Source organism: uncultured Actinomyces sp., from assembly GCF_963526355.1.
Taxonomy (GTDB): domain Bacteria; phylum Actinomycetota; class Actinomycetes; order Actinomycetales; family Actinomycetaceae; genus Actinomyces.
On the sequence record NZ_CAUROW010000052.1, the window covers coordinates 1 to 14,211 of the forward strand.

At 68.8% G+C, this 14,211-nt stretch carries 13 protein-coding genes; 9 read left to right on the plus strand and 4 right to left on the minus strand.

The features are described from left to right. The 5 genes from RWR81_RS09760 to RWR81_RS09780 form a co-directional block, all read left to right on the plus strand. The coding region (locus RWR81_RS09760; protein ID WP_399498355.1) for a tRNA pseudouridine synthase A at positions 1–563 on the plus strand (563 nt) is incomplete at its 5' end. A gap of 289 nt (positions 564–852) precedes the next feature. Further along, entirely contained in the window at positions 853–1,296 is a 444-nt protein-coding gene (gene rplM, locus RWR81_RS09765) for a 50S ribosomal protein L13 (RefSeq protein ID WP_108832453.1), read from the plus strand. A gap of 43 nt (positions 1,297–1,339) precedes the next feature. Beyond that, positions 1,340–1,834 (plus strand): 30S ribosomal protein S9, encoded by a 495-nt coding sequence (rpsI, locus tag RWR81_RS09770; RefSeq protein WP_314457287.1) that lies wholly within the window; start codon positions 1,340–1,342, stop codon positions 1,832–1,834. 304 nt (positions 1,835–2,138) lie between these two features. Next, the gene (gene glmM, locus RWR81_RS09775) at positions 2,139–3,500 is read left to right on the plus strand and encodes a phosphoglucosamine mutase (protein ID WP_314457289.1); all 1,362 of its coding nucleotides are present in this window, start codon (positions 2,139–2,141) and stop codon (positions 3,498–3,500) included. A gap of 110 nt (positions 3,501–3,610) precedes the next feature. Further along, the gene (locus tag RWR81_RS09780; RefSeq protein ID WP_314457291.1) at positions 3,611–6,817 is read left to right on the plus strand and encodes an AAA family ATPase; all 3,207 of its coding nucleotides are present in this window, start codon (positions 3,611–3,613) and stop codon (positions 6,815–6,817) included. A gap of 24 nt (positions 6,818–6,841) precedes the next feature. Here RWR81_RS09780 and RWR81_RS09785 read toward each other — a convergent pair whose 3' ends face one another. Both RWR81_RS09785 and RWR81_RS09790 read right to left on the minus strand, forming a co-directional pair. Then, positions 6,842–7,681: an ABC transporter permease gene (locus tag RWR81_RS09785; RefSeq protein ID WP_314457294.1), complete on the minus strand. Its 840-nt coding sequence runs from the start codon at positions 7,679–7,681 to the stop codon at positions 6,842–6,844. Further along, positions 7,678–8,733, minus strand: coding sequence for an ATP-binding cassette domain-containing protein (locus RWR81_RS09790; RefSeq protein ID WP_314457299.1), 1,056 nt, complete (start codon positions 8,731–8,733; stop codon positions 7,678–7,680). Before RWR81_RS09790 ends, RWR81_RS09785 begins: the two co-directional genes overlap by 4 nt. 199 nt (positions 8,734–8,932) lie before the next feature. Between RWR81_RS09790 and RWR81_RS09795 the strand changes: the two genes are divergently transcribed. The 3 genes from RWR81_RS09795 (at position 8,933) to RWR81_RS09805 (ending at position 10,389) form a co-directional block, all read left to right on the plus strand. After that, positions 8,933–9,421, plus strand: coding sequence for a hypothetical protein (locus RWR81_RS09795; protein WP_314457301.1), 489 nt, complete (start codon positions 8,933–8,935; stop codon positions 9,419–9,421). Positions 9,422–9,508: 87 nt separating this feature from the next. Then, positions 9,509–9,898 carry a helix-turn-helix transcriptional regulator gene (locus tag RWR81_RS09800; RefSeq protein ID WP_314457303.1) on the plus strand — a complete coding sequence of 130 codons (390 nt, stop codon included), beginning with the start codon at positions 9,509–9,511 and terminating at the stop codon, positions 9,896–9,898. Further along, positions 9,895–10,389 carry a hypothetical protein gene (locus tag RWR81_RS09805; protein ID WP_314457305.1) on the plus strand — a complete coding sequence of 165 codons (495 nt, stop codon included), beginning with the start codon at positions 9,895–9,897 and terminating at the stop codon, positions 10,387–10,389. The genes RWR81_RS09800 and RWR81_RS09805 overlap by 4 nt, the downstream gene beginning before the upstream one ends. A 154-nt stretch (positions 10,390–10,543) precedes the next feature. On the opposite strand, the gene coaA is transcribed toward RWR81_RS09805, so the two are convergent. Continuing rightward, on the minus strand, positions 10,544–11,527 hold the full coding sequence (coaA, locus tag RWR81_RS09810; protein ID WP_314457307.1) for a type I pantothenate kinase: 984 nt from the start codon (positions 11,525–11,527) through the stop codon (positions 10,544–10,546). Positions 11,528–11,753: 226 nt separating this feature from the next. On the opposite strand from coaA, the gene glmS reads away from it, so the two are divergent. Then, positions 11,754–13,658: a glutamine--fructose-6-phosphate transaminase (isomerizing) gene (gene glmS / locus RWR81_RS09815; RefSeq protein ID WP_314457309.1), complete on the plus strand. Its 1,905-nt coding sequence runs from the start codon at positions 11,754–11,756 to the stop codon at positions 13,656–13,658. A 71-nt stretch (positions 13,659–13,729) separates the two neighbouring features. Here the strand turns inward: glmS and RWR81_RS09820 are convergent. After that, positions 13,730–14,211 (minus strand): holo-ACP synthase (locus RWR81_RS09820; protein ID WP_314457311.1); only part of this gene is annotated, 482 nt, incomplete at its 5' end.

The following is a 14,211-nucleotide window of genomic DNA, read 5'->3' on the forward strand; positions in this document are numbered from 1 at the left end:
GGGCCGGCGATGTCGTCGTTACCGGCGCGCGCATCGTGCCGGAGGCCTTCGACGCCCGATTCGGGGCGCTGACCCGCCGCTACGCCTACCGGATCGCCGACGCCGGCGCCCCGCGCGACCCCGCCCGGCGTGCCACCGTCCTGTGGCTTCCGGATACGCTCGACGTCGAGGCCATGGACGTCTCCGCCCGCTGTCTGCTCGGTGAGCACGACTTCCTGTCCTACTGCAAGCCCCGCCAGGGCGCCACCACCATCCGCACCCTGCGCGCCCTGGAATGGCGCCGTGCCGTCGTGGGCCCGGATGCCGGGCTCGTCGTCCTGTCCGTCATCGCTGACGCCTTCTGCCACTCCATGGTCCGTTCCCTGGTGGGTGCCGGCCTCGCCGTCGGGCAGGGGCGCAAGCCGGCCACCTGGCCCGGTGAGCTCCTGGCGGCCCGCACGCGCCAGGGCGCCGCCCCCGTCGCCCCGCCGCACGGACTGACCTTGGAGGAGGTCACCTACCCGGGTGACAACGAGCTCGCCGCCCAGGCCGAGCGTGCCCGGATCACCCGCCGCCTGCGCTGACCACGCCGCCGATCGCTTCCCGACCGTGCCCCCGTCCGTTCCGTCTCCAATGGGCCGCGTGGCACGATTCACGGAACTGGAAAGCCGCACCTTTTGACCCTCTCGCGGGCTGCCCGGTACTGTTGGCAATCGTCGTGCAGCACACGTGCGTGTGTCCGCGGTGCCGTCCCACTCGCCCCGGGTCGCCTGTGCTCCGACCACTCACCTGACCATGGTGGTCTCGCCGAACCGCGAACGCTTCACCGCGCTTCGGCGTGCCCACTCGCCAAGAGAAACGAAGGCAACGCCCGTGCGCACGTATACACCGAAGCCCGGCGACGTCGAGAAGAGCTGGTACGTCATCGACGCCACCGACGTCGTCCTGGGCCGACTCGCGGCCCAGGCCGCCACCCTGCTCCGTGGGAAGCACAAGCCCCAGTTCGCGCCCAACGAGGACTGCGGCGACTACGTCGTCATCATCAACGCAGACAAGGTGGCCCTCACCAACGGCAAGGCCGACAGGAAGTTCGCCTACCGTCACTCCGGCCACCCGGGCGGCCTGACCGCCGTCTCCTACCGCGACCTGCTGGCCACGCGCCCCGAGCGCGCTGTCGAGAAGGCCGTCAAGGGCATGGTGCCCCACACCAAGCTCGGTCGCGCCCAGCTCAAGAAGCTCAGGGTCTACGCGGGTGCCGAGCACCCGCACGCCTCCCAGAACCCGAAGACGTTCGAGATCACCCAGGTCGCCCAGTAAGCGCTCCAGCGCTCGGCACCCCGCGACAAGCAAAGGACACATCGTGGCTGAGACCACTGTCGACATCGACGCGCTGGACGAGGAGAACGCCCCCTCCAGCTACACCACCGAGACCGAGGAGTCCGCTCCGGGTCGCGGCCAGTCCATCACCGCCCCCGGCTCCGGCCTGGGTCGCCGCAAGGAGGCCATCGCCCGCGTGCGCCTCGTGCCCGGCACCGGCCAGTGGAAGCTGAACGGCCGCACCCTGGAGGACTACTTCCCCAACAAGCTGCACCAGCAGCTCGTGCGCGCCCCCTTCACCATCCTGGACCTCGAGGGCCGCTTCGACGTCGTCGCCCGCATCAACGGCGGCGGCGTCTCCGGCCAGGCCGGCGCTCTGCGCCTGGGCATCGCCCGCGCCCTCAACGAGATCGACCGCGAGGCCAACCGCGCCACCCTCAAGAAGGCCGGCTTCCTCACCCGCGACTCGCGCATCGTGGAGCGCAAGAAGGCCGGTCTGCACAAGGCCCGCCGCGCCCCGCAGTACTCCAAGCGCTGATCCGGAGCGGTTGCGTCCAGGTCGGCTGGAACCGCCTGCCCGCAATTCCGTATTCCGTACGACGGCGGCCGTCCCCTTCAGCCGGGGCGGCCGCCGTCATCATCCATCAGGGGCGGACGCGACCGGCTCCGACCTTCACTGGGCGAGTTCACCCGTGCCGCAGATGGGCAGAATCTCGGGTAAGGCCCGCCTCGGGGAGACCATGGAGGACATCAGACCTTGCTCGTGCCCCGACCGTCATATCCCCACACCGGTTCACCCGTGGCAGGATGGGGCTGTTTCGTCACCCCTCAGGAGGATCTCCATGGCTCGTCTCTTCGGAACCGACGGCGTACGCGGCTTGGCCAACGACCTGCTCACACCCACCCTGGCGGTACAGCTCGGTGAGGCCGCGGCCCGCGTTCTGACCAAGGACGCGGCAGCTACCCGACGCTCCCGCAGCGTCCGCCCCCGCGCCATCGTAGGCCGCGACACCCGCGCCTCCGGAGAGTTCCTCGACCACGCCCTCAGTGCCGGCCTGGCCTCCTCCGGGGTCGACGTCACCCGCGTGGGCGTCCTGCCCACCCCGGCGATCGCCCACCTGACGGCCACCCAGGACATCGAGCTGGGCGTCATGATCTCCGCCTCCCACAACCCCTTCCCGGACAACGGCATCAAGTTCATCGCCCGCGGCGGCTACAAACTCGCCGACGCCGTCGAGGACGAGATCGAGGCCCTTCTGGGCAAGGTCGACGACCGACCCACCGGGTCGGATGTCGGCCGTGTTATCAAGGGTGAGACCGTCGCCGACCAGAACTACATCAACCATCTCGTCGACTCCGCCGCCACCGACCTGTCCGGGCTGCGTATCGTCGTCGACGCTTCCAACGGCGCTGCCTCCGTCGTCGGCCCCGCCGCGCTGCGCGCCTCCGGCGCCGAGGTCATCGTCATCAACGCCTCCCCTGACGGCCTCAACATCAACGACAGCTGCGGCTCCACCCACCCCGAGCAGCTGCAGAACTACGTCAAGGCCGTCGGCGCGGACATGGGCGTGGCCTACGACGGCGACGCCGACCGCTGCCTGGCCGTGGACGCCGACGGCAAGCTCGTCGACGGCGACCAGATCATGGGCATGCTCGCCATCGGCATGAAGGCCGACGGCACCCTCGGCTCCGACACGCTCGTGGTCACCGTCATGAGCAACCTCGGCCTCATCCTGGCCATGCGCGAGCACGGCATCCGCACCGTCCAGACCGGCGTGGGCGACCGCTACGTGCTCGAGCGGATGCTCCAGGGCGGTTACACCCTGGGAGGCGAGCAGTCCGGGCACGTCATCGACACCCTCCACGCCACCACCGGAGACGGTGTGCTCACCTCCCTGCACGTGGCTGCGCGCGTCAAGCGCACCGGCAAGACGCTGGCCGAGCTCGCCAGCGTCGTCACCCGCCTGCCTCAGACGCTCATCAACGTCAAGAACGTCGACAAGGCCGCTGCCAGCACCAACAAGTCCGTGCAGGACGCCGTGGCCTCCGCGGAGAAGGAGCTGGGCGAGACCGGCCGGGTCCTGCTGCGCCCCTCGGGCACCGAACCGCTCGTGCGTGTCATGGTCGAGGCCGCTACCCAGGAGGAGGCCGACCGCGTGGCCCGCTCCCTGGCCGACACCGTCAAGAACAACCTCAGCCTGTGAGCTGACGGCGGATTGCTCTCGGGGCCGGTCGCGGACGCAACCACCAACACGGTGGCGGATGTCGCGGTCGGCCTTTGGCCGCTGAGCCCGCCGGCCCATCAGCCTGCGCGATGGGGCAGGATGTTCCCGTGACGCCCTCATATCCCCTGGCCCTCCTGACGGAACCGCCGACCTGGCGCGGCAAGACCCTGACCGGGCGGACCCTAGACCTGCTCTCCGTGCTCGTGGGCGGCCCGGACGCCCGTATGAGCGACGGCGCTCTCATCGAGGCCCTGTGGTCCGATGAGGTCCCGGCCCGGCCGCTGCGGGCGCTGCACGTCGTCGTCTCCCGAGTGCGAGCCGCGGTGGGGGAGGGTGTCGTCGAACGTGTCGGCGACGGGTACCGACTGTCGTTGCCGGCGGCGGAGGTCGATGCCCGAGACCTGGCGAACCGGACGGAGCGGGCTCGCGCCTGCGCCGCCGCGGGCCAGTGGGACCAGGTCCTGGACCTCACCGAGCAGTTGCCGGTGCCGCTCGTCCCGGAGCGGGACGATGACGCCGTCGGGGCGGAAGCCACTCCTGTCACTCGCCTGAGGCAGCGCGCCGCCGCTCAGGCCGAGGCGGTCCGCCGCGACCGGGCCCTCGCCCTGGAGGCCACCGGTGAGCACGAGGAGGCCGCGGACCTGCTGCGTGAGGCCGCCCAGCGCGACGCCCGGGACGAGACCGTCCTGGCCGCTCTCATGCGCGCCGAGTCCTGGACCCGATCGCCCGCCGCCGCCCTGGAGATCTACGAGGAACACAGCCGCCGGCTGCGCGAGCAGGGAGCTGTGCCCGGCCCGGCCATGCGCGCCGCTCATGAGGCCGTCCTGGCCGCCGAGAGCCCCGTGCGCCGTGGCCTGGAGCCCACACCCGAGCACTTCCTGGGACGTGAGACCGACGTGACCGGTGTCCTCAAGGCCCTGAGCACCCACCAGCTCGTGACCCTCACCGGGCCCGGTGGTGTCGGCAAGACGACTCTCGCCCACGCGGTGGCGGCCCGTAGTCGTCGCCCCGCCGTCTATGTCGCCACTCTGGCCGAGGTCTCATCCGGCACTGACCTGGCCAGGGTCCTGCTCGACGTCGTCGGGAACCCCGGGGTGGCTGACGGCGACCCGCGCCGTGCCCTGGCCGCCTCCCTGGCCCTGCCGGGGACCGTCCTCGTCCTGGACAACTGCGAGCATCTGGTCGATCAGGTCGCCGACCTCATCGGGCCACTGCTGGCCATCTGCCCCGAGCTGCGCATCTTGGCGACCTCGCGACGCCCCCTGGACCTGGGTGCGGAGCACGTGCACCGTCTCGAGGCGCTGGATGCTGCTTCAGCGGCTGAGCTCTTCCGTGCCCGCGCCCTGGCCGCCCGCTCCGGTCAGATCATTGATGACGAGGAGCTTGAGAAGCTTCTCCACCGTCTCGACGGCATTCCCCTGGCCATCGAGCTGGCCGCGGCACGGACCCGCAGCCTGTCGGTCGGCCAGATCGCCGACCGGCTGCCCGGCCGGCCCGAGCTGCTCACCGCCGCCCGCGACGCCCCCGCCCGCCAGCGCACTCTGACCGCGGTCATCGAGTGGTCCTGGAACTTGCTCGACGCCGCCGAGCGTCGCGCCATGGAGCGCTTGGCGCTGCTCGCCGACGGCTTCACCCTGCAGCCCGCGGAAGCGCTCATCGGTGGTGATGCCGCCGACCTCCTCGACACCCTGGTCTCCCACTCCCTGCTCGTGGTGCGCGAGCGCGGCCTGCCCCGCTTCCACATGCTCGTCACCGTCCGGGACTTCGCCCTGGAACGGCTGGCCGCTTCCGGTGATGAGGCAGCGGCCCGGACGGCACTGCACGAGTGGGTGGTGGACCTGTGCTCCCAGATCCGGTTCCCCATCAACGCCGGCGACTTCGGAGACATCGGTCATCCTCATGCGCGCCAGCACAATCGGGTCTTCCAACAGGTCATTGACGACGAGGTCGTCATTCTCCAGGAGCTCGACCGGCTTCTGGCACAAGCTGATGGCCAGGACCTGGATCCTCTTCCGGGGGACCTGCGCGACGCGATCTGCATCATCGGCGCCGCACTCATGCGGTTGTGGAGCGTGGCCTGGAGCTATGAGCGCATCGCGGACTACGGCTTGCGCCTCGTGCGTCCCGCCGCCCAACCGGCCCGGGACCTGCGCGGCAATGAGGCGGGACTGAGCGTTCTGGCCCTGTGTGTCACCCTGTTCGGGCTCCTGAGTCATATGCCCGCTCAGGTCCGATCACTCCTGCCGGCGTCCTTCGCCGGCGAGGGTCCCTTCTCCCGGGTGCGGCGCTTCCTGCACGGTGGTGACGTGCAGTGGTCCGCGCTGGCAAGTGACGCCGACCCCTGGGTCGCCTGGGCGGCGACCCGGTGCCTGGCCTCGCAGCAGGAGGATGAGGGGGACCCCGGAGCCTCCCTGAGAACCATCGAGACTCTCCTGGAGCGGCTTCATGGCAACGACCTGGCCGGCATCCACCTGCTCGAGCTGCACCTCCACCGGCTCCAGGTGCTGATGTCTCTGGGCCGATATGACCAGGTCGTTGACGCGTGCAGGCGCTCCCGGGTGCTCCTGGACCGGATCCTGCCGAGCTGGGGCGGGTTCTTCCGCACGACGTTGCAGCTGGGAGAGGTTTACAGCGCGGTCCATCTCGATTCCTGCCCGGAGACGGCCGAGAGACTGTTGGAGGCACTGGAGTCCACCGAGCTGACGGGAACCCTGCGCTTCATCGCCCGTTCCGTGCGCGGTGAGCTGGAGCTGATCCGCGGGCGTGTGCGCGCTGCCGCTCTCATCCAGCGGGTGGGCCTGCGTTACGCCGGGCGATGGCGCTCCATCCTGGGGGCCGGGTCCCAGTGGGAGCTCTGCATCCTGGGAATGTGCCTGGTCACCGACCTCGAGCTGACTCCGGCTGATGCCGCTGAGCTCGATGCCGCGGCCATACGCACCCGGGCCACTGAGCTGCTGCGCGACATCCTCTCCGATCCCTCTCCGTTGCTGCGCGACATCCCCACGATCATGGCCTTTGCGGCCGCCGTAGGGCTGTCCGTCACGGCCGCTGCACGGGCCGGTTCCGAACAGAGGGAAGTGGGCGCCGAGCTGGTCGCCACCGCCCTGGCCGTGGGCACCAACCAGACCTTTCGACTGCTCTCCCACGACTACCTGCGCTCGCGCACCGAGCAGCTGGACGCCCGGGCCCTGTCGGCGGCCGAGGATCGGATCCGCGCCCTGGACGGTGCCCAGCTGTTGGCGCACGCCACCGGCCTCGCCCGCCGTCTGGTGAACGAGGCCGGTTGGAGCCGCTGATGGGCGGGCCGATCGGCTGAGCGCTCAGACGCTGCGTCGCTGGTAGCGGAAGATCGTCAATGGGGCCATGACGGCCAGGAACAGGAGGGAACCGATAATCGCGGCGCGCACGTCCCCGGCCGATCCCGTCGTCCCGTCCAGCAGGTAGCGGCAGCCGTTGACGATGTGCGAGACCGGGTTGTGTTCCGCGAAGGCCTTGAGCCAGCCCGGCAGCGTCTCGGTGGGCACCATGGCGTTGGACAGGAAGGACAGTGGGAACAGGAAGATGACTGCGAAGGAGGTGACCGCCTGGGCCGAGGAGAAGACAGTCCCCAGGAACAGGAAGGTCCAGGCGATCGCCCAGGCGCAGCCTGTGGTCAGGATGACGGCGCCGATGGTCCCCGACCAGCCGTTGACGGGCCGGTAGCCCAGGACGTAGCCGGTGAGAACGGTCAGCGAGGTGCAGATGAGGTAGCGCAGCACGTCGGAGACCATGGGGCCCAGGACCGGCGCGATGCGGGACATCGGCATGGTGCGGAAGCGGTCGAAGACGCCCTTGTCCATGTCCTCGCGCAGGTCCACGCCCACGCTCTGGCTCGTGGTCAGCGCGTTCATGATGATGAGCCCCGGGACGACTGTGGGGAGGTAGGCCTTGACGTTACCGGCGATGGCGCCGCCGAGGAGCTCTCCGAACAGGACGGTGAACATCACCGGCTGGATGAGGATGTCGTAGAACTCCCCCGGGTTGCGCACCATCGTGACGAGCGAGCGCCAGGCCATGGCCAGGGTGTCCGGGATCAGTCTCGCCTCACTGAAGCGAGACGGGGTGGGGAAGACGATGCCGGCCGGTGCGGTTGCTGCTTGAGTTGCTGCTGAGGCGGTCATGACTGCTCCTTGACGTTGGAGGGGCGGGTGGATGAGGGGGAGGATGAGTCGGACGGCGCTGCGTCGTCCTCTTGGGGGTGACCGGTCAGGGCCATGAAGACCGAGTCCATGCTGGGACGGTCCACCGAGACGCTCTTGGGGGACAGACCGGCGTCGCGCAGGGCAACGAGCACCTCGGTGGCCACCGATGCTTCGCTCAGCGGCGTCTGCAGACGGACGCCCTGGATGCCCTGGTTGGTGACCGCCGGGGCGTGACCGGTGACCCGTTCGATGATCTCAGCGGTCGCGTTCTGATCCTCTGGCGCCGCCGGGGTCAGGATGAGCGAGCTGCGGCCCACCCGATCCTTGAGCTCGTCGGGTGTGCCCTCGGCGATGAGACGCCCTGTGTCGATAATGCCGACCTGATGGGCCAGGCGGTCGGCCTCCTCCAGGTACTGGGTGGTCAGCAGGATCGTGGAGCCGCCCTCCACCAGGGAGCGGATGACGTCCCACATCTGCTCGCGCGTGCGCGGGTCCAGGCCGGTGGTGGGCTCGTCGAGGAAGACGAGTGGGGGCTGGGCGATCAGGGAGACGGCCAGGTCCAGCCGGCGCCTCATCCCGCCGGAGTAGCCGCTGACCCGTTTGCCGCCGGCCTCGGTGAGGCTGAAGGCGGCCAGCAGTTCGTCTGCCCGCTCATGCGCTCGCCGTCGGCCCAGTCCCAGCAGACGGCCGAAGAGCCGCAGGTTCTCCACCCCGGTGAGCATCTCGTCGACGCTGGCGTACTGGCCCGTGACCCCGATGAGGCTGCGCACGGCGTGGCGCTCGTGGACGACGTCGTGCCCCAGGACCGTCGCCCGGCCGCGGGTGGGTGCCAGCAGTGTGGTGATCATGCGCAGTGCCGTGGACTTGCCGGCACCGTTGGGGCCGAGCAGGCCGTAGACGATGCCGGCGGGGATCTCCAGGTCGAGACCGTCGACGGCGGTGAAGGAGCCGAAGGTCCGAGTCAGGCCATCAGTCCGGATGGCCGGGGGCTCGCTCGGGGAGGGCGATGTGGTTGCTGCTTGAGATGTCATGCCGTCAAGGCTGGCCCTGCGCGGTTTCAGAGCGGCTTCACCTCGACATCGTCGGGTTTCATTCCCTGGGGCCTGGGGGCTGGACCCGCGTCGGCTCGACGACGCTGCCGGGTCGGGCGGTAGGGCTACTATCCTCATGAGTTACTCCAGGCCCCCGAGGAGTCCCTATGAGAACGTGCTGGTTGCGAGTGTGGTCGTGATGACCGCCCTTCTGCATGACAAGGTCTACGGTTACGGGGCTCGTTCGTGTTGTTGTGGCGGGTACTGGAAGAACGCCGTCGATAACCAAGGGCGCCCTTACCTGACCAAGGGGATGAGCGAGCTGCGGGCATGCGGCATCAGTGATCATGAGTGGCAGATGCTCCTGGCCGAGGTCCAGCAGCTGCTCCAGGATGCAGAAGCCGGCCGTCTCAACTTCGACACCACCTACACCAAGGGCGTCGTTTGCAAGGCTCAAAGTGCGCATGACGTACTCGAGGCCCGCCTGGAGTTGACAATCAACCTCGACGGAGAGCAGCGCCATCTACGCCTGTACTTCAGTGAACCGGACGACGAGGACCGTCTGCTGCTCTCACTCAGCTTCCGCCACAAGCGAGGTGGAAGGAGCGGATTGGAGGAGCAGGACCTGCACATCGCCGAGGCTCAGGAGCGTTTCGAGTCCTGGTCGCAAACGCGGCGAATGAGGTGATGTGAGATACGACGATACGCTCTTCCCATACTCGAAGCAGAGACTAGTATGTCGTCACCGATATATCCCACAAGGCGGTGAGAGCACATGGACATCTACGAGCTTCTCGGCGAGGACCCGGACGCCCCTGGTCACAAGCACGCGCGCAGTCTGGTTGCTGCCGACCATGCTCTGGTCCGTGACCTCGTCGTTCTGCGTGAACGCAGCGGTATGACTCAGGCTGAAGTTGCACGCACTATAGGCACCAGTCAGGCATCCGTTTCCCGGTTCGAGTCAGGCCACTCGGACGCCCACCTGTCCACAGTGCGCCGCTATGCCAAGGCAGTGGGCGCGCTCATCCGCCATGAGGTGATTGCTATCGGCGAGTATGACGTTCGTCGTGCCGCCCGCAACGCTGGTATGCCTGACTATAGGTGGGACTCGTCCTCCACGGAAGCGGCGCGACGAGTGTCCACGGGCAAGCTGGTGGGGGCATGATGTCCGTGCCGAGTTCTGACAAGACGAGCGATCAGCACTTCTCGCTGCGATCGGCCACCGTCCTACAGCTTCAGACCTTCCGTGTCATCTGTCAGCCGCAGGACACAGAGGAGGACTTTGTTCAGTGGCGCATCAGCCCGATTGAAGTGCAGATGGCGCCGGAGGAGACTGCTCCGATCTACGCTCTCGTCGGTGATCTTGCCATCGGCGTCGGTGAATGGTTCGTCGGCGCTACCGCCAGTATCATGTTCGCTGCTTCCGACGACGAAGCTGACGAGACCGCGATGCGAGAAGATCTCACTGCTGTCGCGCAGTGCTACGGCCCCTGGGCTGCACGTGTCCTGTGGGATCACGTCTCATTGGCCGCACGTACAGTATCGGCGCTTTGTCATGGGAGCGTGGGGCGCATCGATATCCCTGGGGACATGCCGGATGTCACCTATCCGTCTCCCGGTGGGCAGACCGGTCGCACCACGAACGATGAGGAGTGAGGTGTGGTTGAGACATCGTTCGGGCGGCTCCGGCATGATGCGACTTTCTCCAGCCCTTTAACGCCGGGTGACATTGGCGGTCGGTCGGCGCCCAGCTCGCCGCGGTAGCGCCTCAGATCAACACCGCGCGAGGCCACGATTCGATGATGAGGAATCAGGACTTGCGCAGCAGGACCCGGCTCATGCGGTGCTCGGAGTCCTTGGTCAGCACCAGGGTTGCCCGCCCCCGGGTGGGGACGATGTTCTCGCGCAGGTTGACCAGGTTGACGCTCTCCCAGATCTCGTTCGCTCCGGTCAGGGCGACGTCGTCGGGGATCTCGGCGAAGCGCCGGAAGTAGGAGCCCGGCTGGGTGAAGGCCGTGTGCTTGAGGGTCAGGAACCGGTCCAGGTACCAGCGGCGGATGTCGGCGGGGTCGGCGTCGACGTAGATCGAGAAGTCGATGAAGTCGCTGACAGCCAGGGCCGAGGCCCCCGGCCGAGACCCCCGAGGAGCGGGCTGGAGGACGTTGAGCCCCTCCAGGACGAGAATGTCGGGGCGCTCCACCGTGACGTGCTTTCCCGGGACGATGTCGTAGACCGTATGTGAGTAGACCGGCGCCTGGACCCGCTCGCTGCCGGACTTCACGGCCGCCACGAAGTCCAGCAGCCCCCGGCGGTCGTAGGACTCGGGGAAGCCCTTGCGGGCCATGAGCCCGCGCTCCTCGAGGACCCGGTTGGGCAGGAGGAAGCCGTCGGTGGTCACCAGGTCGACCCGGGGAGTGTCCGGGAATCGGGAGAGCAGGTGGGCGATGAGCCGTGCCGTCGTCGACTTGCCGACGGCGACCGATCCGGCCACCGCGACGACGAAGGGGGTGGGAGGTTCATCCACGCCCAGGAAGGATCCGGTACGGTGCGCGCGCTCGCGCGAGGTGGCGATGTAATCCTCCAACAGCGCGGTCAGGGGACGGTAGACGGCGTCCACCTCGGCCAGGTCGATGGGATCGCCCAGGCCCCGCAGCTTCTCGACGTCGGCCTGGGTCAGCGGCAGCGGTGCTGAGGATGCCAGGGCGGCCCACTGGTCGCGATCCAGCTCGATATAGGGTGAGGCGCCCTGGATGCTCAGGTCGCTCGGGTCGCTCAGCTCGGAGGTCACCGACACAGTGTCGCAAAAAGATGCACGCGACGGACAATCCCCGACAGACGAGGAGGAGCCAATGAGACACCGGCTGGGACTACTGACTGATTCCAGGTGAGTCCCTCAGCGCGGCGATTCCCGCGCGCCCCGGCCGGTGCGGCTCCGACGTCCCACCGACATCACACTGAGATCACATCGACGTGGCCCCGTACTCGTTGTCATCGTTGCGCCGGCATGATTCGATCGGAGCATGTGTGGAATTGTCGGCCACGTCGGCCCCCTGACTGATACTGGTTCTTCCCGTTCCCTTGCTGTTCTGATGGATGGCCTCGGCCGTTTGGAGTACCGCGGCTACGACTCGGCGGGGGTTGCCCTGGTCGGTCCCTCTGGCCTGGACGTCGTCAAGGAGGCGGGCAAGCTCTCCGGCCTGCGCGTGCTGCTGGAGGCCACTGCGCCGGCCCCCGCCACCGCGGGCATCGGACACACCCGCTGGGCCACTCACGGCGGCCCGACGACGGTCAACGCCCACCCCCACCGCGCCGGCCACCTCGCCGTGGTCCACAACGGCATCATCGAGAACTTCCGCCCGCTGCGCGAGGAGGTCGAGGCCGCCGGGCGCGAGCTCCTCTCCGACACCGACACCGAGGTCGTCGCCCACGTCCTGGACATCGACTTCACCGAGCGCCTGCGTCAGGACCCGGCCGCCGCCTCCGATCCGGCCAGGGTCGCCGACCTTCTGGTCGCCTCGATGCAGGCCGTCACCGCTCGCCTCGAGGGCACCTTCGCGCTCCTGGCCGTCAGCGACCTCGCCCCCGCTGCCATCGTCGCTGCCCGCCGCTCCAGCCCGTTGGTCATCGGCCTGGGCGAGGGCGAGAACTTCCTGGGCAGTGACGTCGCCGCCTTCGTCGCCTTCACCAAGAAGGCCGCCGAGGTCGACGACGACCAGGTGCTCCTCCTGACTGCCGACGCCGTCCACGTCTGGGACAAGGACGGCAGTGACGTCGAGCCCAAGACCTGGGAGGTCACCTGGGACGCCTCGGCGGCCGTCAAGGGCGGCTACGACACCTTCATGGACAAGGAGATCCACGAGCAGCCCACCGCCGTGGCCGACACCCTGCGCGGCCGCGTCGATGAGCGCGGCGAGCTCCAGCTCGACGAGATGCGCATCGATCCGGCCGTCCTGCGCAGCGTCGACAAGATCATCGTCATCGCCTGCGGCACGGCCGCCTACGCCGGGCACGTCGCCAAGTACGCCATCGAGCACTGGTGCCGCATCCCTGTGGAGGTCGAGCTCGCCCACGAGTTCCGCTACCGGGACCCGGTCGTCAGTGAGAAGACCCTCACCGTAGCGATCTCCCAGTCCGGAGAGACCATGGACACCATCCAGGCCGTGCGCCACGCCCGCGAGCAGGGCAGCAAGGTCCTGGCCATCGTCAACACCTACGGCTCGACCATCGCCCGCGAGGCCGACGCCGTCCTCTACACCCACGCCGGCCCCGAGGTGGCCGTGGCCTCCACCAAGGCCTTCCTCGCCCAGATCACCGCCTGCTACCTGCTGGGGCTCTACCTGGCTCAGCTGCGCGGCAACAAGTGGCCCGACGAGGTCGCCGACTACCTGGACAACCTCGCCGCCATGCCGGACCGGATCCAGCGCGTCCTGGACAGCCAGGAGGCGAAGGTGCGTGATCTGGGCGCCGAGCTGGCGGACAGGTCCTCCTTCCTGTTCCTGGGCCGCCACGTCGGCTTCCCGGTGGCGCTGGAGGGCGCGCTCAAGCTCAAGGAGCTCGCCTACGTCCACGCCGAGGGCTTCGCCGCCGGCGAGCTCAAGCACGGCCCGATCGCGCTCATCGAGGAGGGCCTGCCGGTCTTCGTCATCGTGCCCACCCCGCGCCGCCCCGTCCTGCACGACAAGGTCATTTCCAACATCCAGGAGATCCGGGCCCGCGGCGCGCGCACCATCGTCATCGCCGAGGAGGGTGACGGCGACGTCGAGCCCTTCGCCGACCACATCATCCGGGTCCCCGCCACCCCCACGATCCTGTGGCCGCTGTTGACCGTGGTGCCGTTGCAGGTCTTCGCCGCCGCCCTGGCCGGGGCCAAGGGGCTGGACATCGACCAGCCGCGCAACCTGGCCAAGTCCGTGACCGTCGAGTAGCCCCGACTGAGACCCGTCGACTCGCCCCTCAACCGACGGTGCCGAGCCCCGGGCCCGCCGGGGCTCGGCGTCTAAAGGGCTGGGCGCAGGGACTTGACCTGAGGCTTGATGTGGGCCTCGGAGCGTTGGGAGGACAGGGTCAGGTCGTCGTCGTTGTCGACGTGGTCGGCCTGGGCGACGACGAAGGCCTGCGCCATGCCGCCGTCGTGGGCCAGCGAGAGGTGCCAGTGGCCGATGCCCGCCCGGCGAGCGGCCATCGCGGCCGCCCCGGTCAGGCGCAGGCGCGGCGGGGTGCCGGGTGCCGAGGTCACCTCGATGTCCTTGTAGGCCCACCCTTCGGGCGCATCCAGCCCCAGCTCGGCGTGGGCCGACCCCAGGGCCTTGAGAACCGCCTCCTTGGCCGCCAGGCGCGCCCCCAGGGAGGCGGCGTGCTTCCGGCAGGCGGCCAGCTCGACGGGGGTGAAGAGGCGCTCGCGCAGACCCGGCACGCGGTCCATGTAGCCTTCGAGGCGGGTGACGTCGACCAGGTCAGTCCCTACTGCGCGGATCACTC

Bases quoted from the DNA above. Each gene is read 5' to 3' on its own strand.
- RWR81_RS09790 (WP_314457299.1), bottom strand. From the start codon at position 8,733: ATGACATCTCAAGCAGCAACCACATCGCCCTCCCCGAGCGAGCCCCCG.
- RWR81_RS09805 (WP_314457305.1), top strand. From the start codon at position 9,895: ATGATGTCCGTGCCGAGTTCTGACAAGACGAGCGATCAGCACTTCTCG.
- RWR81_RS09800 (WP_314457303.1), top strand. From the start codon at position 9,509: ATGGACATCTACGAGCTTCTCGGCGAGGACCCGGACGCCCCTGGTCAC.
- glmS (WP_314457309.1), top strand. From the start codon at position 11,754: ATGTGTGGAATTGTCGGCCACGTCGGCCCCCTGACTGATACTGGTTCT.
- RWR81_RS09785 (WP_314457294.1), bottom strand. From the start codon at position 7,681: ATGACCGCCTCAGCAGCAACTCAAGCAGCAACCGCACCGGCCGGCATC.
- glmM (WP_314457289.1), top strand. From the start codon at position 2,139: ATGGCTCGTCTCTTCGGAACCGACGGCGTACGCGGCTTGGCCAACGAC.
- RWR81_RS09795 (WP_314457301.1), top strand. From the start codon at position 8,933: ATGACCGCCCTTCTGCATGACAAGGTCTACGGTTACGGGGCTCGTTCG.
- RWR81_RS09780 (WP_314457291.1), top strand. From the start codon at position 3,611: ATGGGGCAGGATGTTCCCGTGACGCCCTCATATCCCCTGGCCCTCCTG.